Source organism: Corallococcus sp. RDP092CA, from assembly GCF_041903675.1.
Classification (GTDB): Bacteria; Myxococcota; Myxococcia; order Myxococcales; family Myxococcaceae; genus Corallococcus.
Window position 1 is genome coordinate 1 of sequence record NZ_JAYESI010000147.1, and the last position, 338, is coordinate 338.

General features: G+C 71.6%; 1 protein-coding gene. It reads right to left on the minus strand.

Going from position 1 to position 338, the window contains the following annotated elements; translation table 11 throughout:
- Nucleotides 1-338: AMP-binding protein (locus U8525_RS34550; protein ID WP_374270985.1), on the minus strand; the 338-nt coding region annotated here is incomplete at both ends.

Consider the following 338-nt stretch of genomic DNA (forward strand, 5'->3'; position numbering starts at 1 on the left):
GCATGAAGGAGCTGCCGAGCACCAGCCGGGAGATGCCGCGGTGAGGCACGCAGACGCCCTTGGGGCGGCCGGTGCTGCCGGAGGTGAACATGACGTAGGCGAGGGCTTCACCGTCCACGCGGACGTCCGGCGCATGCGTGGGAAGGGCGGCGAGGGCGTCCTGCTGAGCATCCAGCCACACGCGGGTGCCGGAGGCGGGCAACAGGGAGGTGAAGGGCTGGTGGGTGAGCACCACGCCGACGTCGGCGTCCTCCAGCAGGGAGGCGATGCGGTCCACGGGAGCGTTGCGGTCCACGGGGACGAAGGCGGCGCCCACCTTGAGGATGGAGAGGAGGGCG